The organism is Brevibacillus sp. FW306-2-1A-C05A, from assembly GCF_058781555.1.
The window spans coordinates 55430-78265 of record NZ_JBYSWV010000003.1; the positions used below are offsets into that span (position 1 = coordinate 55430).

Annotated in this window: 24 protein-coding genes; all 24 read left to right on the forward strand. The window is 52.9% G+C overall.

Annotated features, from left to right (window positions below; genetic code table 11):
• The first annotated feature begins 101 nt into the window (after positions 1–101).
• The 24 genes from AC3WJN_RS04250 (at position 102) to spoVAC (ending at position 22830) form a co-directional block, all read left to right on the forward strand.
• Complete coding sequence (locus AC3WJN_RS04250) at positions 102–665, forward strand: NUDIX domain-containing protein (protein WP_005827350.1); 564 nt, start codon at positions 102–104, stop codon at positions 663–665.
• Complete coding sequence (locus AC3WJN_RS04255) at positions 665–1834, forward strand: endonuclease Q family protein (protein WP_005827351.1); 1170 nt, start codon at positions 665–667, stop codon at positions 1832–1834. The genes AC3WJN_RS04250 and AC3WJN_RS04255 overlap by 1 nt, the downstream gene beginning before the upstream one ends.
• Positions 1835–1900: 66 nt before the next feature.
• On the forward strand, positions 1901–2527 hold the full coding sequence (gene spoIIM / locus AC3WJN_RS04260; RefSeq protein ID WP_005827353.1) for a stage II sporulation protein M: 627 nt from the start codon (positions 1901–1903) through the stop codon (positions 2525–2527).
• Positions 2528–2621: 94 nt separating this feature from the next.
• Complete coding sequence (gene fur / locus AC3WJN_RS04265) at positions 2622–3086, forward strand: ferric iron uptake transcriptional regulator (RefSeq protein ID WP_005827355.1); 465 nt, start codon at positions 2622–2624, stop codon at positions 3084–3086.
• Positions 3087–3204: 118 nt separating this feature from the next.
• Positions 3205–4335 carry an alanine dehydrogenase gene (gene ald / locus AC3WJN_RS04270; RefSeq protein ID WP_005827356.1) on the forward strand — a complete coding sequence of 377 codons (1131 nt, stop codon included), beginning with the start codon at positions 3205–3207 and terminating at the stop codon, positions 4333–4335.
• A gap of 57 nt (positions 4336–4392) precedes the next feature.
• Positions 4393–4632: a YqzK family protein gene (locus AC3WJN_RS04275; protein ID WP_005827357.1), complete on the forward strand. Its 240-nt coding sequence runs from the start codon at positions 4393–4395 to the stop codon at positions 4630–4632.
• An 88-nt stretch (positions 4633–4720) separates the two neighbouring features.
• Positions 4721–5608 carry a site-specific tyrosine recombinase XerD gene (gene xerD / locus AC3WJN_RS04280; protein ID WP_005827359.1) on the forward strand — a complete coding sequence of 296 codons (888 nt, stop codon included), beginning with the start codon at positions 4721–4723 and terminating at the stop codon, positions 5606–5608.
• A 168-nt stretch (positions 5609–5776) separates the two neighbouring features.
• Complete coding sequence (gene deoB, locus AC3WJN_RS04285) at positions 5777–6949, forward strand: phosphopentomutase (RefSeq protein WP_007785537.1); 1173 nt, start codon at positions 5777–5779, stop codon at positions 6947–6949.
• A 60-nt stretch (positions 6950–7009) separates the two neighbouring features.
• Positions 7010–7819, forward strand: coding sequence for a purine-nucleoside phosphorylase (locus AC3WJN_RS04290; RefSeq protein WP_005827361.1), 810 nt, complete (start codon positions 7010–7012; stop codon positions 7817–7819).
• Positions 7820–7843: 24 nt separating this feature from the next.
• Positions 7844–9151, forward strand: coding sequence for a pyrimidine-nucleoside phosphorylase (locus AC3WJN_RS04295; RefSeq protein ID WP_005827363.1), 1308 nt, complete (start codon positions 7844–7846; stop codon positions 9149–9151).
• Between the two features lie 331 nt (positions 9152–9482).
• The gene (locus AC3WJN_RS04300; RefSeq protein WP_005827364.1) at positions 9483–9953 is read left to right on the forward strand and encodes an Lrp/AsnC family transcriptional regulator; all 471 of its coding nucleotides are present in this window, start codon (positions 9483–9485) and stop codon (positions 9951–9953) included.
• Between the two features lie 111 nt (positions 9954–10064).
• Positions 10065–11717 (forward strand): peptide ABC transporter substrate-binding protein, encoded by a 1653-nt coding sequence (locus tag AC3WJN_RS04305; protein WP_007785533.1) that lies wholly within the window; start codon positions 10065–10067, stop codon positions 11715–11717.
• A gap of 246 nt (positions 11718–11963) precedes the next feature.
• On the forward strand, positions 11964–12896 hold the full coding sequence (locus tag AC3WJN_RS04310; RefSeq protein ID WP_005827367.1) for an ABC transporter permease: 933 nt from the start codon (positions 11964–11966) through the stop codon (positions 12894–12896).
• Between the two features lie 7 nt (positions 12897–12903).
• Positions 12904–13821, forward strand: a complete 918-nt coding sequence (locus AC3WJN_RS04315; protein ID WP_005827368.1) for an ABC transporter permease — start codon at positions 12904–12906, stop codon at positions 13819–13821.
• 14 nt (positions 13822–13835) lie between these two features.
• Positions 13836–14831, forward strand: a complete 996-nt coding sequence (locus AC3WJN_RS04320; protein WP_005827369.1) for an ABC transporter ATP-binding protein — start codon at positions 13836–13838, stop codon at positions 14829–14831.
• Between the two features lie 14 nt (positions 14832–14845).
• Positions 14846–15805 (forward strand): ABC transporter ATP-binding protein, encoded by a 960-nt coding sequence (locus AC3WJN_RS04325; protein ID WP_005827370.1) that lies wholly within the window; start codon positions 14846–14848, stop codon positions 15803–15805.
• 177 nt (positions 15806–15982) lie between these two features.
• Positions 15983–18055, forward strand: a complete 2073-nt coding sequence (locus AC3WJN_RS04330) for a methyl-accepting chemotaxis protein (RefSeq protein WP_005827371.1) — start codon at positions 15983–15985, stop codon at positions 18053–18055.
• Positions 18056–18154: 99 nt separating this feature from the next.
• Positions 18155–19342 carry a D-alanyl-D-alanine carboxypeptidase family protein gene (locus tag AC3WJN_RS04335; protein WP_005827372.1) on the forward strand — a complete coding sequence of 396 codons (1188 nt, stop codon included), beginning with the start codon at positions 18155–18157 and terminating at the stop codon, positions 19340–19342.
• A gap of 149 nt (positions 19343–19491) precedes the next feature.
• Positions 19492–19842: an anti-sigma F factor antagonist gene (spoIIAA, locus tag AC3WJN_RS04340; protein ID WP_005827373.1), complete on the forward strand. Its 351-nt coding sequence runs from the start codon at positions 19492–19494 to the stop codon at positions 19840–19842.
• Positions 19843–20292: an anti-sigma F factor gene (gene spoIIAB / locus AC3WJN_RS04345; protein ID WP_005827374.1), complete on the forward strand. Its 450-nt coding sequence runs from the start codon at positions 19843–19845 to the stop codon at positions 20290–20292.
• Between the two features lie 11 nt (positions 20293–20303).
• A complete protein-coding gene (gene sigF / locus AC3WJN_RS04350; protein ID WP_005827375.1) occupies positions 20304–21059 on the forward strand; it encodes an RNA polymerase sporulation sigma factor SigF in 756 nt (251 codons plus the stop codon).
• Positions 21060–21215: 156 nt separating this feature from the next.
• Positions 21216–21830, forward strand: a complete 615-nt coding sequence (locus AC3WJN_RS04355; protein WP_005827376.1) for a stage V sporulation protein AA — start codon at positions 21216–21218, stop codon at positions 21828–21830.
• On the forward strand, positions 21827–22246 hold the full coding sequence (locus AC3WJN_RS04360; RefSeq protein WP_007785524.1) for a stage V sporulation protein AB: 420 nt from the start codon (positions 21827–21829) through the stop codon (positions 22244–22246). Before AC3WJN_RS04355 ends, AC3WJN_RS04360 begins: the two co-directional genes overlap by 4 nt.
• A gap of 98 nt (positions 22247–22344) precedes the next feature.
• Positions 22345–22830, forward strand: a complete 486-nt coding sequence (spoVAC, locus tag AC3WJN_RS04365; protein WP_005836019.1) for a stage V sporulation protein AC — start codon at positions 22345–22347, stop codon at positions 22828–22830.
• Positions 22831–22836: the final 6 nt, after the last annotated feature.

The window sequence follows — 22836 nt, forward strand, 5'->3', positions numbered from 1 at the left end:
AATCTCCTCCGATACAATGAGTGTGGACAAGCTTTATGCTCCCAACTTATGGAGCGAGGAATCGAATTAGAACGACCAAGCTGAAAAAAAGGATGATGAATGTGAGCAAGCAAGACCACTTGTACGAAAAAACGATTGCCAGCCAGCCGATTTACGAGGGACGGATTATCAGTTTGAAGGTCGACGAGGTGCTTTTGCCAAACGGACATACAGCGAAGCGGGAGATCGTCAATCATCCGGGAGCGGTTGCCGTCATGGCGCTGACGGATGACAACAAGCTGGTGGCGGTGCGGCAATTTCGCAAGCCGCTGGAGCAGACGATTGTCGAGATTCCCGCAGGCAAGCTGGAGCCGGGAGAAGAGCCACTGACTTGCGCCAAGCGCGAATTGGAAGAAGAGACAGGCTATGTGGCGAGCCACTACGAGCCGCTCAGCTCGTTTTACACCTCGCCAGGCTTCGCCGACGAGATTTTGCATGTGTTTGTCGCGACAGGGCTGAAAAAAGGCGAGAGCAAGCCGGACGAGGATGAGTTCGTGGACGCGCTTGAGCTGACACTGGAGGAAGCGCACGCCTTGCACCGCAGCGGGGAGATTCGCGATGCGAAAACGGTAGTGGCGCTGTTTGCCTGGGAGAACATGCTGCTCCGAAAGCAGTTGAACGGGTAATGCAGACTTATTTTTGCGACATGCACATCCACATAGGCGGAACGTGGACCGGAAAGCCCGTGAAAATTACCGCGTCGCGCCAGATGACCTTGACGAAAATTTTGGAGGAAGCTTCGGAAAAAAAGGGAATGGATGTCATCGGGATTATCGACGCGCATTCGCCGGAGGTGCAGGACGAGCTAATGTCTCTGTTGGAGGCGGGAGCGGCGACGGAGCATGCGGACGGAGGGATTTTATACAAAGGGACGATGCTGATTCTCGGCTGCGAGCTGGAAATCAAGGAGCCGGGGCGGGGAGCGGCTCACTTCCTCGTCTACTTGCCGAGGCTGGCTAACATGCAGCAATGGACCCGCTGGCTTGCCGAGCGCTGCAAAAATGTCCAGCTCAGCTCCCAGCGCGTGGCTGCCCGGATTGGCGAGCTGCAGGATGCCGTGGAACAGTTGGGCGGGATGCTCATTCCGGCGCACATTTTCACCCCGCACAAAGGGCTGTACGGAAGCTGTACAGATCGGCTGGCGGATGTGCTCGACCCGTCCCGCATCTACGCTGTAGAGCTTGGGCTGAGCGCGAATACGGACATGGCGGATCGGCTGTCCGAGCTGCACGCCAAAACGTTTCTCACCAATTCCGATGCGCACTCCCTCGGCAAAATCGGCCGAGAGTATCAAAGCATCGCGATGGAAGCGCGTTCGTTCGCCGAGTGGGCAAAAGCGATTCGCCGCGAGGGCGGCAGAGGGGTGACGGTGAATTACGGCCTGCATCCGCAACTGGGCAAATACCACCAAACCGCTTGCCAGGGCTGCCAGTCGCTTTTGCCAGCAGACGCAAAAGGGAGATGTCCCGAGTGCGGACACAAGCGGATCGTGCGCGGCGTGGCTGCGCGCATCGACGAGCTGGCAGACCGGGAAGCCGGAGCGCACCCTGCGTTTCGCCCGCCTTATATCGAGCAGTTTCCGCTGGAATTTATCCCGGGAGTCGGGCCGAAGCTGCTCGCCAAGCTGTATCACGCGTTTGGCACGCAGATGAATGTCGTGCACCGAGCGACAGAGGAAGAACTGGCACATGTCGTCGGCGAAAAAATTGCCAAGCTGATCGTGGCAGGCAGAGCAGGTTGTTTGAACGTGCAAAAAGGCGGCGCGGGAACTTACGGAAAGGTGATCTTGTCCTAACTGTCATAGCCCCTCATCAGCCCGCATAAGCTGTACAGTAATCAGCGAAGCGGGAGGGGACGAACCGTGCGTTCACGAGTCGGACAAACTATCCAATCCTATATGAGAGAACATCAGTCGCTCTATTGGTTTACGATTGTCCTGTTTGCCATGGGGATTATTTTCGGTGCCGTGCTCGTCAACTCGCTGCCACTTTCGCAAAAGCAGGAGCTGTACGGTTTTCTGCAATATTTTTTTAACAGCCTGAGCACGAGCGGCATCCCGGAGACGAGCGCCCATTTTCAGCAGTCGTTCGGGCATTATGCGAAAACGGTCGCGATCATGTGGGTGCTGGGCTTATCCATTATCGGCCTGCCGATGATTTTGCTGATGCTGTTTCTCAAAGGAGTCGTCGTCGGATTTACCGTCGGCTTTTTAGTCAGCCAGTTGCAGTGGAAAGGCGTGACGTTCGCCATGCTCGGCGTACTCCCGCAAAATTTGCTCGTCGTTCCGGCTCTGTTCATCATCGGCGTGAGCGGAATTTCTTTTTCTCTCCGGCTGATCCAGACCCGGCTGTTGAGCAAGCGCGATGTCATTGCCCCGCATTTCATGGGCTATACCGTGCTGGTCATTTCCATGCTGGGCGTGCTGACGCTGGCCGCTCTGTTCGAGACGTTTGTGTCGCCGAGACTGATGCAGCTCGTGCTCAATTAAGAATAATTATCAGGTAAGAACTCATGCATTTGACTTATTCGACGCCCCTCTACTATAATAGGAACAGGTTTCATGCGAGCGGGGAGGGGCATTAATGTTGGAAGAAAAATTAGAGAAGATCAAGCAACAGTTGCATTCACAAAACTACAAGCTGACACCACAGCGTGAAGCCACTGTTCGCGTCTTGCTGGAAAATGAAGAAGATCACTTGAGTGCGGAAGATGTTTATTTGCTGGTGAAGGATAAAGCGCCGGAAATCGGGCTTGCGACTGTATACAGAACTCTTGAGCTTTTGAGCGACTTGAAAATCCTTCATAAAATGAACTTCGGCGATGGGGTAGCCAGATACGACCTTCGCGATGACAATGCGGCTTACCACCACCATCACCTCATTTGCCTCAACTGCGGCACTGTGGACGAGATTTTTGAAGACTTGCTTGTCAGTGCAGAAGAAAAGGTCAAGAATGTTTACAACTTTGCTATTACCGACCACCGTCTTACCTTTTACGGGATTTGCGGTCGCTGCATTGACAAAGTAAACGTGGAGGACTTCAAATAAGCCAACTTCTCTGGGAACGGAGAAGTTTTTTTCTTTTCTCTTTCGGCGCTTTTGTAATGGCCGACGTTTTCCTGTGGCATCCTAAAACAGTACATGGAGACAGGAGGCGAGATGGCTTTTGATTATTGGCGTACCGAAAGAGATCAAAAATAACGAAAACCGCGTCGGGCTTACTCCTGCTGGCGCCAGCTCCTACAGGCAAGCAGGACACCGCGTGCTGGTAGAGACGCAGGCGGGAGTAGGCTCCGGCTTTACCGATGAAGACTATGCCGCAGCAGGGGCGGAAATTCAGCCGTCGGCAGAGGAAGTGTGGAAAAACGCCGACATGATCTGCAAGGTCAAGGAGCCGCTGCCTGACGAGTACCCGTACTTCCGGGAAAACCTGATTCTGTTTACGTATCTGCACCTCGCGCCGGAGCGGGAGCTGACCGAGCAGTTGCGGGCGAAAAAAGTGGTGGCAATCGCCTACGAGACGATCCAGACCGACAGCGGGGCACTGCCGCTGCTCATGCCGATGAGCGAAGTGGCGGGGAGGATGTCCGTTCAGATCGGGGCGCAGTTTCTAGAGAAGCCACACGGCGGAAAAGGCGTCCTTTTGGGCGGGGTCCCCGGTGTTTTGCCTGGGCGCGTCGTCATTGTAGGCGGGGGCATCGTCGGGACGAATGCGGCGCGAATGGCGATCGGGCTTGGGGCCAATGTCACTTTGCTCGACATTAACGCCAACCGGCTGCGCGAACTGGATGAAATGTTTGGCGGCAGGCTGCAGACGCTGATGTCCAACTCCTACAACATCGCCGAAGCGGTAAAAGACGCGGATTTACTGATTGGAGCCGTGCTCATTCCCGGCGCCCGCGCTCCGCGGCTGGTCACGGAGGAGATGGTCAAGACGATGTCGCCTGGCTCGGTCATTGTCGACGTGGCAATCGATCAGGGCGGCTCCATCGAGACGGTCGACCGCATATCCACCCACAGCGACCCGACGTATGTCCGGCATGGCGTCGTCCACTATTCGGTGGCCAACATGCCAGGGGCGGTACCGCGCACCTCGACGATTGCGTTGTCCAACGTGACGCTGCCGTACGGGCTTTTGCTCGCCAACAAAGAGTATCGGGCGGCGATTTCCCAGCATCGGGCCTTGGCGCGCGGGGTCAACGTGCTAAACGGACATATCGTTTACGAGGCTGTCGCCCGTTCGTTGAACTTGCCGTACACGCCGCTCGACGATGTGCTGCAGGAGCTTCCGCTGTAGAGCCGCATGGGCGAAGAGACAAGTGCATACATATGAAGAGAGCAGGGAGGTGGACAGATGGGGTTCCCGTATCGCCGGATGATGGAGGCGCTTCGCTTTTTGCTGTTATTCGTGACGTGCTCATTGCTCTCTTACGGTATCATCACGTTGCTTGCGGAAAAATTGCTGCCGGCCGATCCATACCACGAGCCGCACGGGAATGCCGTGAAGGTCGTGAAACTGATTAATTCCCCGCAAACACAGGACCTGGACGGCTACCTCGCGCGGTTGCAGTTGTTTTATTTGACGGGAGAGTAAATGCACTTTTTTGTGTGCGGGCAGCAGGAGATTTTTACTCGATGTGGAAAGCAATACAGGATACTTATCACCTGAAGGGGACAGCTTCATGGACAGTCTGATTGATCTATTTATCCATTTCCTCGCTGTGGAAAAGGGGCTATCGCGCAACACCCTGGAATCGTATCAGCGGGACATGGTCGCCTATACCTCGTATTTGCACGAGCAGGGCGTGACCCGGATCGAGGAATCAACGCGGACGCACATCATCGGCTACTTGCTCGTCCTGCGGGAAAAGGGGCGGGCAACCGCGACGCTTTCGCGCAATATGGCATCCATTCGCGCTTTCTACCAGTTTCTCGTTCGGGACAAAATCATCGACAAAGATCCTTCGATCCACCTGGAGACGCCCAAAATCGAAAAGCGCTTGCCAAAAGTGCTCTCGGTTGACGAAGTGGAGCGGCTTCTGGACAGTCCCCCTGTCAATCACCCGGCCGGGCTGCGGGACAAGGCGATGCTGGAACTGCTGTATGCGACAGGCATCCGCGTCTCTGAGCTGGTCAATCTGGACAAAGCGGATGTCAATCTGGATATGGGCTTTGTCAAATGCATGGGAAAAGGCTCCAAGGAACGGATTATTCCGCTTGGCTCCGTCGCCATTCAGATGGTCCGGCACTATTTGCAGGCAGGACGTCCCAAGCTGGTGAAGGGGACGGGCGAGTCAGCCTTGTTTCTCAATCATTTGGGCAAGCAGATCACGCGTCAGGGCTTTTGGAAAATTATCAAGCGCTATGCCGCGAAAGCGAATATCCGGGCGGAGATTACGCCGCATACCTTGCGTCATTCTTTTGCCACCCACCTGTTGGAAAACGGGGCGGACTTGCGCTCGGTACAGGAGATGCTCGGGCATGCGGATATTTCCACGACACAAATCTACACGCATGTGACCCGGACGAGGATCAAGGACATTTATGCCAAAACGCATCCGCGAGCGTAATGCCGATGCGGCTTGGGATACGATGAAGATACCCCCGACAACGCTAGACAAAAGAAACACAGATGACTCCGCCCGAGTCCGAGGCGGAGCAAGCTTATCTCCATCAGGTCAGACGTCTGACGACCTGGGATGAAACTTTATCCATTTTTTGAACTGGAGGCGTTAACATTGCGTTATTCACGTGTATTTCTGATCGTTATGGATAGCGTGGGAATCGGCGAACAGCCAGATGCTCCCAAATTCCGCGATGAAGGAGCCAACACTCTCGGCCATATCGCGGAGCGCGTCGCAGGCTTTGCTTTGCCGAACCTGCAAAAGCTCGGGCTCGGAAATATTGCCCCGCTAAAAGGCGTCCCTGCTGCGGAAGCTCCAGCCGCCCACTATGGGAAAATGCAGGAAATTTCCATGGGAAAAGATACGACGACAGGCCACTGGGAGATTATGGGCTTGCACGTCGCAACGCCGTTTCGGACGTATCCGGACGGTTTTCCAGCCGAGCTGATCGCGGAATTTGAACAGCGCATCGGGCGGAAGGTGCTTGGAAACAAAGTCGCTTCCGGTACGGATATTCTCGACGAGCTGGGCGAAGAGCACATGAAAACAGGGGCTGTCATTGTGTACACGTCTGCTGATAGCGTTTTCCAGGTGGCTGCCCACGAGGAAATCGTGCCGTTGGAGGAGCTGTATCGCATTTGCCAGGTGGCGCGCGAGCTTACTTTGCGGGATGAGTTTGCCGTGACGCGCGTGATCGCCAGACCGTTTGTCGGAGAGCCGGGCAACTTCACACGCACCGCCAATCGCCATGACTACTCCGTCAAGCCGTTCGAGCCGACCGTGATGAACCGTTTGCAGGATGCCGGACTGACCTCGATCGCGATCGGCAAAATCAGCGACATTTATGCCGAGGAAGGAATCACGCAGTCGATCCGAACCAAAGATAACATGGATGGCGTAGACCAATTGATCGGCACGATGAAGCAGTCGTTTACAGGTCTGTCGTTCGTCAACCTCGTCGACTTTGATGCGAAGTTCGGACATCGCCGCGATCCGGAAGGGTACGGCCAGGCGCTGATGGAGTTCGATGCCCGCATTCCGGAAATTTTGGCCGCCATGCGAGAAAACGACCTGCTCGTGATTACCGCTGACCACGGCAACGATCCGGTCCACCACGGAACCGACCATACGCGCGAATACGTTCCGCTCCTGGTGTACCACAAAGGCATACGCACAGGGGAAAACTTGGGCATTCGCGAAACATTTGCCGATCTCGGCGCGACGATTGCGGACAATTTTGGCGTGGCCGCTCCGGCAATCGGAAAAAGCTTCCTGAATCGTGTATAAAGGTTAAGTGATTATAAATATTTATATAGAAGAAACGTAACCGAAGAGGAGTGTTCACATATGGCAAATTTGCAAGAAGCAGTAGCGTTTATCGAACCAAAACTGGCGGAAAAGCCGACGATCGGGCTGGTATTGGGTTCCGGGCTGGGCGTTTTGGCCGATGAGATCGAAAATCCGGTCGTCATTCCGTACCACGAAATTCCGGGCTTCACCGTGTCCACGGTAGTCGGACACAAAGGGCAGCTCGTCATCGGCAAGCTGCAAGGCAAACAAGTAGTGGCGATGCAAGGCCGTTTCCACTTCTACGAAGGCCACGGGCTGGATGCAGTCGTTTTCCCGATCCGCGTGATGAAGCTTTTGGGCGTGGAGACGATCATCGTGACCAATGCGGCGGGCGGCATTAACGAAGGTTACGATCCGGGCGATCTGATGCTGATTTCCGACCATATCAACATGACTTTCCGCAACCCGCTGATCGGGCCAAACGACGACGAGCTGGGCGCGCGTTTCCCTGACATGTCCGAAGCGTACTCCAAAGAGCTGCGCCAACTGGCGCATCAAGTAGCGTCCGAGCAAGGCATCAAGCTGCGCGAAGGCGTGTACGTAGGATTGCTTGGCCCAAGCTACGAGACGCCGGCGGAAATCCGCATGCTCCGTCTGCTCGGCGGAGATGCCGTAGGGATGTCGACTGTTCCGGAAGTGATCGTCGCGCGCCACATGAAAGTAAAAGTGCTGGGCATTTCGTGCATCAGCAACATGGCAGCAGGCATTCTCGAACAGCCGCTTTCGCACGATGAAGTAATGGAGACGACCGAAAAAGTAAAAACGCAGTTCCTGGCATTGGTCAACGGCATCGTAGCCAAACTGTAAAGAACAAGGCGGAGGGGATTTTCTATGCGGATGGTCGATATGATTGCCAAAAAGCGTGACGGCGGCGAGCTGACAACCGAGGAAATACAGTTTCTCGTAGACGGATATACAGACGGAACCATTCCTGACTACCAGATGTCCGCCTGGGCGATGGCGGTTTTTTTCCGCGGCATGACAGCGCGCGAGACAGCAGATTTGACACTGGCTATGGCAGGCTCGGGCGAACAGCTCGACTTGTCCTCGCTGGCAGGCATCAAGGTGGACAAGCACAGCACGGGGGGAGTAGGCGACAAGACGACGCTTGTCGTCGCCCCTCTGGTGGCAGCAGCAGGCATTCCCGTAGCGAAAATGTCGGGCCGCGGCCTGGGCTACTCGGGAGGAACGATCGACAAGCTGGAGTCGTTTAGCGGCTTTCAGGTAGAGCGCACACGCGAGCAGTTTTTGCAGCAGGTGCGCGACATTGGCGTGTCCGTCATCGGGCAGTCCGGCAACCTGACTCCGGCAGACAAAAAACTGTACGCGCTGCGTGACGTGACAGCGACCGTAGAAGCGGTTCCGCTGATCGCAAGCTCGATCATGTCCAAAAAGATTGCGGCGGGCGCTGACGCCATCCTGCTCGACGTAAAAGTCGGCAAGGGCGCGTTCATGAAAAGCCTGGAAGAAGCGGAAACGCTGGCAAACGCGATGGTCGCAATCGGCAGCCAGGTCGGACGCAAAACGGTGGCGGTCATCAGCGACATGAACCAGCCGCTCGGCTTTGCCGTGGGCAATGCGCTGGAAGTGAAAGAAGCCGTAGAGACGCTGGCTGGCAGAGGGCCAAAAGATTTGACCGAGCTTGCCCTCTCGATTGGCTCGCGCATGCTTGTTTTGGGTGGACTCGTTTCCACTGTTGAGGAAGGCCGCGTCAAGCTGGAGGAACTGATGACGAGCGGCAAAGCCGTGGACAAGCTGGCCGAGATGGTGGAAGCGCAAGGCGGCGACAAACAGGACGTGTACGACCTATCCCGTTTGCCGCAGGCGAAAATCATTCATCAGGTTGTCGCAGAGCAGGATGGCTATGTGGAGGCGATTGACGCCGAAGCGGTAGGGCATGCCTCTGTCGTCCTGGGAGCTGGCCGTCTGACGAAGGAAATGCCGATCGATCTGGCGGTAGGCTTCGTGCTGCACAAAAAGCGGGGAGACGAAGTCCGGGCCGGCGAGGCGCTGATGACGATCCACGCCAACGACGAGCAGCTTTTGCAAAGCGCGCTGGAAGAATTGCGGAATGCCTTCTCTATTTCGACAACAATTCCGTCCGCCCAGCCGCTGATTTATAAAATCATCGAGGCGTAAATCGCGCCTTTTTCTTGAAGGATCAACAAAGGAAAGAGTGTGCCTGCCTGGGGTGCGCACACTCTTTCTGTGTGTAAAAATACAGTTTTTCGAGAAAATATAGTTGATTAAATTGTCATTTTCCTTTTCAATATGAGATAGGAAGTGCTTGTTTGATAATATAAAAAAATTTTTACTGTTCGGCTACACTTTATAATGTTTTATAATTCTACTTGTCAAATTTCGTTGACACCGCTATCATTTCAGATTACTTTTAATGTAACAGACAAATTATTAAAGATTTTTTCGAGTTTCGTAAAAAAAGGATGGAGGTTCCCGGAAAAACGTATTTATGAGAAAGTTGGACCATGTTGACAAGCAGATTCTGCAAATCCTCCAGGAAGACGGACGAATCCCGTACACAGAAATCGCGCATCAACTTGGCGTGAGCGAGGGAACCATTCGATCTCGCATTACCCGTCTGTTGCAAGATGGAGTCTTTCAATTCGTTATTCATCCCGACCCGGCAAAGCTTGGGCTGAAAGTACAAGCAATCATCGGGTTGACCACCAAACTCGGTTCACAGAAAAATGTGGCAGAAGAGTTGAGCAAATTCTCTGCAGTCCGGTTTGTGGGTGCATTTAGCGGTAAGCACGACTTGATTATCCAAGCGTGTTTCCATAGCAATGACGAGCTGATCACTTTCGTCAATGAACGACTCTCTCAAATTGAAGGGATTGTAGGCGCGGATGTTTCGTTGGAACTGAAGCAGTACAAAGATTCCTTCTCTATCGTTCACGATGACGAGGTGACCCTGCAGTGAAAGGGGTTGATGCCTTCTAGCCGAAGTCAGGAAGCTTCGGGCCATGTTCGTTTTTTCGTCCTTTATTTTCTGAAAAAAGACAAAAAAGAAAACGTACGGGGGGTTATTGCGTTGAAAAAGAATGTATTTGCACTTGTAAGCTCGATTGCAGTTTTGGGTACGGCATTGGCCGGTTGCGGTGGCCAGCAAGCTTCCACTCCAGCACAACCGTCGAACAATTCGAGCACCGAACAGCCTGCGGCAACACCAGAGGCAGAGAAAAAACCACAAGTTCTGAAACTGAACCTGCACTCTGAGCCACCTACGGCTGACCCTGGCCTTTCGGAAGACACTACTTCCGCAGCGATTATCCGCGCTACCTTTGACGGTCTCACCCGCATCGGAGAAGACGGAAAGCCTCATGAGGCGGCTGCCGAGAAAGTGGAAGTCTCTGAAGACATGCTGACCTACAAGTTCACCATTCGCGACGCAAAATGGAGCAATGGCGATCCGGTAACAGCGCACGACTTCGAGTACGCCTGGAAGCGGGCACTCGATCCGAAAACCGGAGCAAACTACGCTTATCAGCTCTACTACATTAAGAACGGTGAAAAAGCGAACAAAAACGAAGCTAAGCTTGATGATGTTGGTGTGAAGGCACTGGATGACAAGACTTTGGAAGTAAAGCTTGAAAATCCGACTCCATTCTTCCTGGAGCTGACTGCTTTCCCAACCTACTTCCCTGTTAACAAAAAAGTGATCGAAGCCAACGAGAAGTGGGCTGGCGAAGCGAAAACCCACGTGGGCAACGGCCCGTTCAAAATGGAATCCTGGGAGCACAAAAGCAAGCTCGTGCTCGTGAAAAACGAAAACTATTGGGACAAGGATGCCGTGAAGCTCGATCGCATCGAGTTCTCCATGGTAGAGGACGAGAACACCGAATTGTCCATGTTTGAAAACGGAGAACTGGATTGGGCGGGTGCTCCAATGAGCGCGCTGCCGACAGATGCGATTCCTGCGCTGAAGGAGCAAGGCAAAATTACGACCCAGCCAATCGCGGGTACGTACTGGTACAAGTTCAACGTGGAAAAACCTCCGTTCGATAATGTGAAGATTCGGAAAGCTTTTGCTTACTCGATTAACCGCCAAGCCCTGATTGACAATATTCTGCAAACCGGACAAATCCCGGCAACAGGGGCAGTACCGCCATCCATGGTCCTGAACCCGAACGGCTACTTCAAGGACAACGACCTGGAAACAGCGAAAAAGCTTTTGGAAGAAGGCATGAAAGAAAAAGGCCTGACAAAGCTGCCGCCAATTACCTTGTCGTACAACACTTCCGAAGGTCACAAAAAGATTGCGGAAGCGATCCAAGACCAATGGAAGAAAAACCTCGGAGTAGAAGTGAAGCTGGAAAACAAAGAGTGGAAAGTGTACCTGGAAGACATGCATGCGGGTAACTTCCAAGTAGGCCGTATGGGCTGGTTGGGCGACTTTAACGATCCAATCAACTTCCTGGAGCTGTACAAGGACAAACTGGGTGGAAACAACGATACGCGTTGGGAAAATCCGAAGTTCAAAGAGCTCCTGAACCAATCTGCTCTGGAAGCTGATCCGGAGAAGCGTAAGAAAATTCTCGCAGATGCCGAGCAAATCTTGATGGACGAAATGCCGATCATGCCAATTTACTTCTATACCAACTCTTGGGTACAGAAAGAAAACGTCAAAGGCGTTGTCATTGGCGGTCTGGGAGACGTCGACTGGAAATGGGCATACGTAGAGTAATCTAACTGAAGGAATCGGGTATTGCGGCAGAGGGTATATGGAAACCCATATACCTTCTGCTATGCAGTCCCTTCCCATAAATACCAGCTCGCAAACAAGCTGGAAAAGAAAAATATAGAGAAAAGTTTCAACGCAAGAGATCATTTTCGGGTTATTTACACAGCCGATTTTTGCACTGTGTCGGTAACGTCCGCAGTGTAAAGATGGGACGTGAAAGCAATCAAATCTGTCAAGGGGGTAAATTAGTTGATCCGTTATCTTGGTAAGCGCATCATCTTCATGCTCATCTCGCTCTTCCTGATTGTAACGGCCACCTTCTTCATCATGAAAGCGGTACCGGGTGGACCATTTACATCAGAGAAAAACGTTCCTGATGAGATTAAAGCGGCACTCGAGGCCAAATACAAGCTGAATTTGCCGCTGCACGAGCAGTACTTCGAATATTTGAAGGGTGTCGTTACTTGGGATTTGGGTCCGTCGTTTACAGAAAAATCTTCGACGGTAAACGAAATGATTAATCGCGGTTTCCCTGTATCAGCGCACTTGGGAGCACAAGCATTGCTCTTGGCAATCTTCGGAGGTATTATCCTTGGGGTGGTTGCAGCACTGAAGCATAACAAGTGGCAAGATTATTCCGCTATGGTGATAGCAGTTTTGGGGCTATCCGTTCCAGGTTTCATCTTGGCATCATTTTATCAGTATTTCTTCGCGATTCAATGGGGTCTTTTGCCTATCGCAAAATGGGAAGGCTTCGAGTACACGATTTTGCCATCTCTCGCACTCGCCGCGTCGCCAATGGCTTTTATCGCTCGTTTGACGCGTTCCAATATGATTGAAGTCCTTGGACAAGACTACATCAAAACGGCAAAAGCAAAAGGTCTGCACACCTTTACGATTACCGTGAAGCACGCAATTCGCAACGCGCTCTTGCCGGTTATTACTTACCTCGGTCCATTGATTGCCAACATCCTGACTGGTGCATTCGTTATCGAGCGTATCTTCGGGGTTCCTGGTCTGGGTCGTGAATTCGTATTGTCCATCACCAACCGCGACTACACGGTTATCATGGGGACAACGGTCTTCTACTCCATCATTCTCGTAGTGATGATCCTGATTGTGGACATCGCGTACACCTTGGTAGACCCACGAATTAAACTCGCAGACGCAGGAAGGGAGTAATGTGAAAATGCAGCAATTGACAAAAGAGCATTTTGAACCGATTTCGGTCGATCTTCGCCAAGCAGAAGCGATCAAGCGTCCGAGCCTCTCTTTCTGGGCGGATGTATGGCGTCGCTTGAAAATGAATAAAGTCGCGATGGCTTCCTTGATCTTTATCGTCGCGCTGATGGTATGTGCTGTCGTCATTCCGATGGTGTCTTCCAACGACTATTTCACAACCGATTTGGCTGGCAAAAACAAAAAGCCATCCGCTGAGCACTGGTTTGGTACGGATGACCTTGGACGCGACATGTTCGTGCGGATTTGGTACGGAGCTCGCATTTCCTTGGAAGTTGGTCTGGCTGCTGCCTTCATCGACTTGATTATCGGGGTCATCTGGGGCGGTATTGCCGGTTTCTATGGCGGTAAAGTAGACGAGATCATGATGCGTTTCGCTGATATTTTGTTCGCTATTCCGTACTTGCTTGTCGTTATTTTGCTGATGGTTGTCTTAGCCCCCGGGGTCGGCACGATCATTATCGCCTTGACGATAACGGGGTGGATTGGGATGGCCCGGATTGTGCGCGGGCAAATTTTGCAGCTCAAATCGCAAGAATTCGTGCTGGCAGCGCGCTCCCTTGGTGCTGACAGCGGCCGTTTGATCTTTAAACACCTGATTCCAAACGCTTTGGGTCCAATCATCGTTACGCTCAGCTTGACTGTACCGTCCGCGATTTTCGCAGAGTCTTTCCTGTCCTTTATCGGTTTGGGGGTAGCGGCGCCTGTTGCTTCCTGGGGCACGATGTCCTCAGAAGGTTTGCCTGCCATGAAGTACTATCCGTGGCGGTTGATGTTCCCGGCCCTTTTCATCTCCGTGACCATCTTGGCATTTAACTTGTTTGGTGACGGTCTGCGCGATGCAGTAGACCCACGCCTGCGTAAATAGGAGGGATCATCGTTATGGAACGCATTCTCGAAGTAAAAGACCTGCATGTCTCCTTCCATACGTATGCAGGTGAAGTCAAAGCAGTACGAGGCGTTAATTTTCACGTAAATCGCGGGGAAGCAGTAGCGATTGTAGGGGAGTCCGGTTGCGGTAAATCCGTAACCGCTCAAACCCTCATGAAGCTGATCCCGATGCCGCCAGGCGAGATCAAAAAAGGCGAAATCCTCTTTAATGGACAGAACATTGTCAAAAAGTCGAATAAAGAAATGGAATCCATCCGCGGAAAAGACATCGGGATGATTTTCCAGGACCCGATGACATCGTTGAACCCGACGATGACCATTGGCAACCAGATTACCGAGGGACTTATCAAGCACCAAAACATGAGCCGTGCAGCCGCTCGCGATCGCGCGATTGAGCTGTTGACCATGGTAGGTATCCCGCAACCGGAAAAACGTGTGGAGCAATATCCACACGAGTTTTCCGGCGGGATGCGCCAACGGGCGATGATCGCCATCTCTCTCGCCTGTTCGCCCAAGCTGTTGATAGCGGATGAGCCGACAACAGCTTTGGACGTAACGATTCAGGCTCAGATTTTGGATTTGATGAAAGACTTGCAAAAGAAAACGGGTACTTCCATTATCCTCATTACGCATGACCTTGGTGTTGTTGCTGAGATGTGCGACCGCGTGATCGTCATGTACGCTGGGAAAGTGATTGAAACGGGCACAGTAGATGACATTTTCTACAACCCGCAACATCCGTACACGAAAGGTCTGCTGCGCTCTGTGCCGCGTCTGGACTTGAACCGTGATGAGCCGTTGACTCCGATCTTCGGAACACCGCCGGACCTTCTGCGTCCGCCAGTGGGCTGTGGCTTCACCGCTCGCTGCGAATCGGCTATGCGTGTTTGCCAGGAGATCGATCCTGAGTTGAACGAAATCAGCACGACCCAACGAGCAGCATGCTGGCTGCAGCACCCGCTCGCTCAGAACCGCGCAGGATCGTAGGAGGAGGGTAAACAGTGGATAACCGTGAGACACTCATTGAAGTACGCAACTTGAAAAAGTTCTTTTCCATTGGCGATAATACTCTGAAAGCTGTGAATGATATCTCGTTTGAAATCAAACGGGGGGAAACTCTCGGAGTAGTAGGGGAGTCCGGCTGTGGGAAGTCCACCGCGGGTCGTACGATTCTTCGTTTATATGACGCGACTGGCGGGGACGTCCTCTTTGAAGGCAAAAGCATCATGAATTTGAATCATCAGGAAATGAAGGCCATGCGCCGCAACATGCAGATGATTTTCCAGGACCCGTACGCTTCCTTGAACCCGCGTATGACTGTTGGGGATATCATCGGCGAGGCGCTTGACATTCACGGCCTTGCTACCGGGCAAAAGCGCAAGGAACGCATCCAGGAGCTGCTTTCTTTGGTCAGCTTGAACCCTGAGCACATGAACCGCTTCCCGCACGAGTTTTCGGGCGGTCAGCGCCAACGTATCGGGATTGCCCGTGCGCTGGCTGTAGAACCTAAGTTTATTGTTTGTGACGAGCCGATTTCCGCTCTCGACGTATCCGTTCAGGCACAGGTTGTCAACCTGCTTGAGCAGCTTCAGGAAAGAATGGGCCTGACCTACATGTTCATTGCCCATGACCTGTCTATGGTGAAATACATCTCCGACCGCGTTGCCGTTATGTACCTGGGCAAAATGGTCGAGCTGGCCGAAAGCGACGCTTTGTATGAAAAACCGCTCCATCCTTATACGCAAGCCCTGTTGTCTGCGATTCCGATCCCAGACCCAGAGGTGGAGCGCAACCGCGAGCGCATCGTGCTGCAAGGTGATGTACCTAGCCCAATGAACCCGCCAAGCGGCTGTCATTTCCGCACGCGTTGCCCGAAAGCAATGCCGGAGTGTGCTGCATCTGTACCAGTATGGAAAGAAGTCGAGCCCGGACACTTCGCTGCTTGTCACTTGTACAATTAATCTTTTCATGAAGAAAGCGAGTTCTCGGATGCATCAGACCCGGAACTCGCTCCTTTCATAAAGGGAGGTTTTACCACTTGGAAAACAGGGTATAAGTACAGTTGATAACCTTTTTCAATGGTATTTTTTTTCAAAACCATCACTAGAAAATGTAGGGTATGAAAAGGAGGCAGCATCATGAGCCGATTTTTGTCGCCGAAATGGAAAAAGAAAGGGGCTGGGTTTTCGTTTTCTGGAAAAGGAAACATCAAGAGCCTGCTCGCCACAGAAAAACTGCGGGGCTCCCTGGCAACAAAGATGATTGTCTTTGGCTTGATTCTCGTACTTATCATTATTGGCTCGTTGCAATACATAGCGCTTTCTTTTTCAAAATCTACTTTGCTCTCCATTACTTCCAAGCAAGCGAAAATGCTGGCGGAGCAGCACGCGGCCAGCATGGAAGACTGGATTCAAACAATCGTGAAGTCGACAGAATCGGCTGCCGCCAAGCGCGTCATGATGACAGAGCTGGAGCCGTTGATTATGGAGCAGTTCACGCTGATGCGGCAATCGCATAAAGAAATATCCAAAATTTATTTGATAGACAGCAGCAGCGGGAGGTCGCTCTACTCCCTGACCGGGAAAAACGAGATTGACTTCAAGCAAAAGCAGTATTACCAACGGGTCATGAGTACCGGGAAAACGGTCATTTCAGACGAGGAAATTGTTGAGGGCATTAATAAGAGTTTTCTTTATATTGCGACACCTGTCGGGGAGAAAAACAGCGATACGAGCCGCATGTTCGTCGTCGGATTTACGATTGACCAGATGACGGAAAAAATTCCGGAAATCTCCTTCATGCAAAACGGATATGCGTTTGTCGTTCGGCAGGACGGGCTGGTCGTTGCTCACCAAAACCCGCAAAACAACAACAAGCTGGTGCTCGCAGGGCAGTCGGACTACGAGGAAATGCTGGAGTTGATGAAGCATGACATGAGCAACAGCCTGTTGTACTCCGATCACGGCAAAGATTCCTTCGCTGCCTTTGCGCCGATCCACCTGTTGAAGTGGAACGTCGTCCTGTCGACGGGCAGCGATGAAGTGTACGGCGAAGTGAATGGCATGTGGCTGTACTTTGTCCTGTTCAGCCTGCCGATTATTGCGCTGTCGGTATGGGCGATCTGGTGGTTCGCCAAGCGGATTCGCCTCTCGCTGTTTGCGATTGCCAGAGACATGGATCGCATCGGCTCAGGCCACTTCGACGTCCATGTCAACGTAAACGGCAATGACGAGCTGGCGATGGTAGGCCGCAAGATGAACGAGATGGCTGCCGAGCTGCGCAAGCTGATTGCGCTCGTGCAAGGACAAGCAACCCAGTTGAACGTGGCGACAGACGAGCTGACGCAGTTCGCCCAGGACAACAAAGGGGCGATCAGCGTCATCACTGACAACATCTCGACGATCGCGCAACGGGTTTCCACGCAGACGAACGAGGTGCAGGCGACGGCGACGACCGTCTCGGAAATCTCGCAAGGCGTCGAGCAGGTAGCGATCGCGGCGGAGTCCACTTCGATTGCGACGACGCGGACGTTTGAGCGCGCCCAGGGCGGTATGCAACTGGTCGAGGACGTCATTGACACGGTACGCCGCGCGACAGGCGAGGTGGAACGCACAGCCGCGCAAATGCACAGCTTGCGCGAGCGGGCCCGCGAGATTACCAGTATCGTCGAAATGATTACGAGCATCGCCTCACAGACAAATTTGCTCGCGTTGAACGCGGCGATTGAGGCGGCGCGCGCAGGCGAAGCAGGACGCGGCTTCTCGGTCGTGGCGAGCGAGGTGCGCAAGCTGGCAGAAGAGAGCAGCTCCTTCTCCGAGCGCATTGCCGCTATCGCTCACTCGATTAACGATGAAGCGATGGATATGAGCAAGCATATGGACGAAATCGTCACGATGGTAGGCGGCGGCTTGAAGTCTGTCGAGTCTGTGGGCACGACGTTCCAAAACATCGTGGCGGAGATTCAGTCGGCTGCGGAGCAGAGCGAGTCCATGACGGCGACCTCCGAGGAAATGGCTGCGGGCAATCAGGTTGTAACCAATTCGATGCAGCGTCTGGCCAGCATGTCCGACGAAATCAGCGAGTCGATCTCCGGGGTTGTCGAGACGGTAGACGAGCAGTTGAATTCGATTGCGCGCATCAACGAAAATGTGGAACAATTGAAAAAGATGGCAGACGAATTGACGGAAAATGTCAGCCGTTTTGTGATCTAAAACGAATCCCTTCTGCGAAATGCGGAAGGGATTTTTTTTGTGAATATTTTCCTACCCCCTTGGTGAGAATAAAACCATGAATGGAGGGAAGGGACTGCTATGAAACGGATAGGATACTTGGCTTCTTGCTTCATCATGTGTGTGACCATCTTTTCTCCGATGGGTGCGTTGGCAAAAGAAAAAGCAGCTCCGCCAAACAGCGAGATGAATTTTGCCCCGCACGCCTCGTCTGCGATCATGATTGAAGCAGACACGGGAACGGTGTTGTACGAAAAAAATGCAAACGAAAAAATGCCACCCGCCAGCATCACCAAGGTGATGACGATGCTCTTGATTATGGAGGCGGTGGAACGGGGAGAGCTTAAATTTACCGATAAGGTTAGAACCAGCGAACGAGCAGCGTCGATGGGCGGCTCGCAAATCTTTTTGCAGCCCGGCGAGGAAATGACGGTAGAGGACATGATAAAAGGCATCGCGATCGCCTCGGGCAACGACGCTTCAGTCGCCATGGCAGAGCATCTCGCCGGAACGGAAGAGAGCTTTGTCAACCGGATGAACGAGCGGGCGAAGCAGTTGGGGATGAAAAACACGCATTTTGTCAACTCTAACGGCTTGCCTGCGGAAAATCACTACTCCTCTGCGGCAGACATCGCGATCATGTCGCGTGAGCTGCTGAAGCACGAAGGGATTACGAAGTTTACCGGGACGTACCAGGATTATTTGCGCAAAGACTCGGCAAGCCCGTTCTGGTTGGTCAATACGAACCGACTCGTCCGTTTTTACGAAGGCGTAGACGGCTTGAAGACCGGCTTTACAGGCGAGGCCAAGTACTGCCTGACCGCTACCGCCAAACGCAACAATATGCGCATCATCGCGGTCGTTATGGGCGAGCCTGACGTCAAGACGCGCAACAACGAAGTGTCCACGATGTTCAACTACGCTTTCACCCATTTCCAGGTGATGCCGATGTACAAAAAAGGCGAGACGGTGGAGTCGCTCACGGTGGATAAAGGGCAGACGCCCAAAGTCAACGTGGTGACGCCACAAGCCGTCAGCCTGCTGATGAAAAAAGGCGAGTCGGCGGACACGTACACGAAAGAAGTCGTCATGAACCGCTCCGTCAACGCTCCACTCTCGAAGGACCAGGTCGTCGGCCATATTTTCATCCGCACGAAAGACGGCCGCGAAGTAAACCGGATTGACCTGTTCCCGGAGCAACAAGTGAATAAAGCAAGCATGTGGGAGATTCTCAAGCGAACCACCAAGGGCGTTTTGATTAGTTACTGACAGACAGCAAAGAAGCGCGAAAAGAATCGAGTTGCCTCGAATGCGATGGCGCGGCTGCTCGATTTTTTTGTTCTTTTGTCGCCTGGCAGGAATTGGTTTGGGCGAAGCAGAAAGAGAGGGTTATTCAAGGGAGAAGGAGTGAGTCAGCCATGAGTTTACGGATTGCGATGGAGACCCGGCAGGACGTGCTGGTGATCCGCTTGCAGGGAGAGCTGGACCATCATACAGCCGAAGAGCTGCGCAGCAAAGTGGATGATATTTTGCGTACACCCAACATTCGTCATATCGTACTGAGCCTGGCTGATTTGGCTTTCATGGACAGTTCCGGTATCGGCGTGATTTTGGGGCGCTACAAGCAAATATCCGCCCGCTCGGGGGAAATGTACGTATGCTCGATCAACCCCACCATTTACCGGATCTTTGAAATGTCTGGCCTGTTCAAAGTAATCAAGTTCCGCGAAAATGAAGCAGATGCTCTGCTTGTTCTGGGGGTGGCGTAAATGAAGGTACAGCGCAATTTTATGTCCGTATCGTTTGCTGCACTGAGCCAAAATGAGGCGTTTGCGCGAATTGCGGTCGCTTCGTTTATCTCGCAGCTCGACATCACGATGGATGAGCTGGAGGAGATCAAGACGGTTGTATCCGAGGCTGTCACGAACGCCATCATTCACGGCTACGACGAAAATCCAGAGGGCGTGGTACATATCTCTGTGCGAATCGACGAGGGAGCTGTGGAGCTGGTCGTGGAGGACAACGGAAAAGGAATCGAGGATGTGGAGCAGGCGATGCAGCCGCTTTATACGACCAAGCCTGAGCTGGAGCGCTCGGGAATGGGCTTTACCATTATGGAGAATTTCATGGATTCTTTGGAAGTCGCGACGGCTGTTGGTAAAGGGACAACCGTTCGTCTGACCAAACGCCTGTCGTTTGCCAAAGCCTTGCAAAATTAGGGGTAGTGCCAATGGGTGCCGATATCAAAAATGCGAGTCAACCATTTCTGACCAATGACCAAGTGAAAGAGCTAATCGCCAAAAGCCAGGCTGGAGACACCGAAGCGCGCGAGCTTCTTGTGAACAGCAATATCCGGTTGGTCTGGTCCGTCGTCCAGCGCTTTATCAACCGAGGGTACGAAGCGGATGATTTGTTTCAAATTGGTTGTATTGGCCTCTTGAAAGCTGTGGACAAATTCGACCTTTCCTATGACGTCAGGTTCTCGACGTATGCCGTGCCGATGATTATTGGCGAAATCCAACGGTTTTTGCGTGATGACGGCACAGTCAAGGTTAGTCGATCGCTCAAGGAGACCGCGAACAAGGTGCGACGAACAAAGGATGAGCTGTACAAGCAATTTGGCCGCGCACCCACGATTGCCGAGGTGGCAGACGCCGTCGGAATCACGCCGGAGGAAGTGGTGTTTGCCCAGGAAGCGAATCGGGCGCCTTCCTCGATTCACGAGACAGTCTTTGAGAATGACGGAGACCCGATTACGCTGATCGACCAGATCGCCGACGAAGGCGTGAACAAGTGGTTTGAAAAAATCGCGCTGAAGGATGCGATCAGTCGGTTGAGCGAGCGCGAGCAGCTCATTGTCTATTTGCGCTACTACAAAGACCAGACCCAGTCTGAGGTGGCGGAGCGGCTCGGAATCTCCCAGGTTCAGGTGTCCCGTCTGGAGAAGCGCATTTTGCAAACGATCAAGGATCAGATCGAACACTGATAGCCGAATAGAAGGATGGAAAACACCGAAGCCTGGCGCTTGGGTGTTTTTGGTTTGCCTGTACATGGCAGCCGCAGCCTTTTTTCGGGTATGGATTTTGGCTGCGGGCACATACTACGGGATAAATGAGCACGTTTTAGGCAGGGAGGAGTTTTCATGAAAGACGCGCTGTTTCTCCGTCTGAGAAAGCGTCTGGCAGTCAAGCCGGAGGCGATGATTACGCTAGGGGATATTTGCCAGCTTTTTTGGGATGGGAAACGCGAGGATGCGTTAAAGCGAATGCCAATCTATCAGGTCAAGCCGACGGACGGCAACTTGATCGTCATCGACATCATGCAGGTTATCCAGAGAGTCCGCTCCGTCTATCCGGAAGTCGAGCTGGAAATCCAGGGAGCGCCGCAAATCATTGTGGAAGTGCTGAACCCGCGGAAAAAAGCGAACCCTGTGCTGGTTGCGCTCGTCTGGCTGCTTTTGTTCATCGGCTCGGGCCTGGCGATTATGAACTTCCACACGGACGTCAGCATGCGCGAGGTGCACGAGCGCATTTTTTATCTCATCACGGGTGAGCAGAGCAAGCAGCCGCTCTGGCTGCAGATTCCGTATTCGATCGGGATCGGCATGGGGATGATTTTGTTTTTCAACCATATTTTCGAGAAAAAAATCAACGAAGAGCCAAGCCCCCTGGAAGTGGAGCTGTTCATGTACCAGCAAAGCCTCGACCAGTACTACATCCAGAACGAGAACAAAGAAAACCAGCGAACGAAGCTATGAGCGTATGGGCATGCGGCTTGCTGGTCTTGATTGGACTGGGCGGCGGGCTTGCGGTGGGGAGCGGGCTTGTCGCCTTCATTACCGTACTGGACATTATCCCGAGGCTGACGCAACTGACCAACGCTCACCGTCATATTCGCGCACTGGAATGGGCCTTGGTGATGGGGGCGCTTTTTTTTACGCTGATTGACTTTTTTCACGTCAAAGCTCATATGCCAGTCGTCGTTACCTCGCTTTACGGGCTGTTTGCGGGCGTATTTGTCGGCACACTGGCTGCCGGCTTGACCGAGGTGCTGAACGTCTTTCCGATTTTGGCGAAGCGGATCAGCATGGATGGCAGTCTGCTGTTTCTGTTGATGGCGGTCGTGTTCGGCAAAGTCACCGGCTCGCTTCTGCAATGGCTCTTGCATCTGTGAATTGGTAAATACCGCTATTCATAGGCAAAGTTTGAAGAAGGAAAGATAGAGGTAGGGGACCTGGCAGGATCTATGGACTTACAAAGGAGTGAAAGGGCATGGCAACCAAAACGAAATCGAAATCGCTCGGATCGATGCAGATGACGAAGCAGCTTTACCAGCAGCAGGCTTCCAAGTATCAGCCGAAGCGCAATGTCCTCTTGAACTCGTTGCGGGCGTTTTGGGTCGGGGGAACGATTTGTCTTTTGGGACAGGTTATTCAAAATATGTATATCCATTTTTTCGGCTTTACCGAGAAGACCGCGAGCAATCCGACAGTTGCCACGCTGATCTTTTTGTCTGTGCTGCTGACGGGGCTCGGCGTCTATGACAACATCGGCCAGTACGCCGGGGCGGGCTCTGCCGTTCCGGTAACGGGCTTCGCCAACTCCATCGCGTCGGCCGCTATCGAGCATCGCAGCGAGGGACTGGTTCTCGGAGTGGGCGGCAACATGTTCAAGCTCGCAGGCTCCGTCATTGTGTTCGGGGTGGTGGCTGCCTTTGTTGCGGGCGTTTTAAAAAGCCTGTATCACATGTTCTTTTGACGGGAG